Source organism: Agromyces binzhouensis (genome assembly GCF_004135055.1).
Taxonomy (GTDB): domain Bacteria; phylum Actinomycetota; class Actinomycetes; order Actinomycetales; family Microbacteriaceae; genus Agromyces; species Agromyces binzhouensis.
The window spans coordinates 1-1,810 of the sequence record NZ_SDPL01000519.1 but is presented as its reverse complement, the minus strand read 5'-3'; the positions used below and the strand labels follow the sequence as shown (position 1 = coordinate 1,810).

Genomic DNA, 1,810 nt, shown 5'->3' with positions numbered 1-1,810 from the left:
GACGACCACGACGGCCGCGACGACGACCAGGAGCGCGATCCACAGCCAGCCGAGGCCGCCGCCCGAGCCCCCGCCCCCGCCGATCGCCTCGGCGCCGGCGATCGCCGCGGCGGCCCAGTCGCCGTCGCGCAGGTGGGGCTCGATGACCTCGAGTGCGATGCGGTCGATGTCGCCCGCGGACAGCGAGGCGTCCTCGGCGGCGGACAGGTGGTAGGCGCGTCCGTCGATCGCGACGGCGAGCAGGTAGTCCTCACTGCCCATGTTGTTGTCGTTGGCGGTCTCGGTCGCCCAGGATCCCGCGTCGGCCGGGTCCTCGAACTCGCTCACGTAGGCGACGAACAGCTGGCGGCCGCTCCGATCGGCCGCCTCGGCGATCGCCGCCTCGACCGCGCGCGCCTCGTCGTCGGTCACGGCGTCCACGGTGTCGACGATCGGGCTCGGCCCGAACTCGACCGGCTGCTCGGCGTTCGCGACCGCGGGGGCCTGGAGCAGGGCCAGCACGACGAGGACGGCGCACGCGATCGAACCCCTGCGAACCGACCGCATGCGACAGTGCCCTTCCCCTCGGAGCCGACGTCTGGAGTCTATTGGTGCGCTCCGATGAGCGTCCACGACTCCGGGCGGACGCTCAGCAGCCCCCGGGGCGGGGTCGATCCGGCGGCGAGGGGCGGCTCGGCACCCGGATACGGAACGAGCCCGGACCCTCAGCTGGCTGAGTGGACCGGGCTCTTCACGACGTGCCCCCGGAGGGATTCGAACCCCCGACCTACGGTACCGGAAACCGGCGCTCTATCCCCTGAGCTACGGAGGCGCACAGCAGGAAACACTACCACCTGCACGGGTCGCTCGGAGCACTCCGAACGCCCGGCGAACGGCTCAGCCGACGACGTTCGCGATGACGTCGGCGACGAGGCCCTGCGCGTCGCCGGGCTCGAACAGGACGGGGGATTCGACCACGATCCAGTACCCGTCGGCGAACACCTGGGCCTGTCCGACTCCGCCGGACTGCCGGAAGAAGCCCTCGACCTCGGGCGGGGTCCCGTACGTGGGCACGGGGTTGGAGCGCATCGCCGCGTCGCCGACCTGCAGTTCGTACGCGTGCTCGGGGAGCGTGGCCACGCCGACCTCGATCACCTCGCCGCTCGTCTGGTTGCTCCACCCGCAGGCCGTGCCCGACGCCGCGACCACGTCGGCGATCGTCGCGGCCGAGGGGGCGTAGTCGGGCGCGGTGCCGTAGTTCGGGTTGAACGCGTACACCTGGTCGGGCGTGAGGATCTCGTCGCACGCGACCTCGAACGGGATCGGCTCCTCGGTCGGCTCGGGCTCGATCGTCGGTTCCGCCGGCGCCGTCGCCGCCGCGGAGCCCGTCGCCGCGGGCGGCGCCGAGGTCTCCGCCGGGGAGGCCGAGGGGTCCGTGCACGCGGACAGGACGAGGGCGAGCGCGGTCGCGCCGGCCGCGGCGAACACGGCCGGGCGGAGTCGGGGGAGCGGGGCGTTCGGGCGCGGCATGCGGGAAACGATAGCAACGCCGCCCGGTAGGATCTTCGAGTGACTCCCGCCGACCTCTCGCGTGCCCTGTACGACCTCGTCGACGCCCTGGTCGCCCGGCGACGCGAGGCGGGTGCCGACGTCGAGCTGGACCTCGCCCCCGACGCCGTGACGCTCGAGCGCCCGAAGCTCCGCGAGCACGGAGACTGGGCGTCGAGCATCGCCCTGCGCATCGCGAAGCCGCTCGGCGCGAACCCGCGCGAGCTCGCGACCGAGCTGGCGGCCGGCCTCGCCGGCGTCGACGGCGTCGCGAGCGCCGAGG

Annotated in this window: 2 protein-coding genes, 1 tRNA gene and 1 pseudogene; 1 reads left to right on the top strand and 3 read right to left on the bottom strand. The window is 73.7% G+C overall.

Features of this window, described 5'->3' with window-relative positions; translation table 11 throughout:
• From ESO86_RS16330 to ESO86_RS16320, 3 genes are all read right to left on the bottom strand, one after another.
• Positions 1-546 (bottom strand): TPM domain-containing protein (locus ESO86_RS16330; RefSeq protein WP_165308142.1); only part of this gene is annotated, 546 nt, incomplete at its 3' end.
• A gap of 192 nt (positions 547-738) precedes the next feature.
• A tRNA-Arg gene (locus ESO86_RS16325) sits at positions 739-811 on the bottom strand.
• Between the two features lie 65 nt (positions 812-876).
• On the bottom strand, positions 877-1,509 hold the full coding sequence (locus ESO86_RS16320) for an iron ABC transporter ATP-binding protein (RefSeq protein WP_129235887.1): 633 nt from the start codon (positions 1,507-1,509) through the stop codon (positions 877-879).
• 39 nt (positions 1,510-1,548) lie between these two features.
• On the opposite strand from ESO86_RS16320, the pseudogene ESO86_RS16315 reads away from it, so the two are divergent.
• Positions 1,549-1,810 (top strand): annotated as a pseudogene (locus ESO86_RS16315) (arginine--tRNA ligase); the annotation flags it as partial.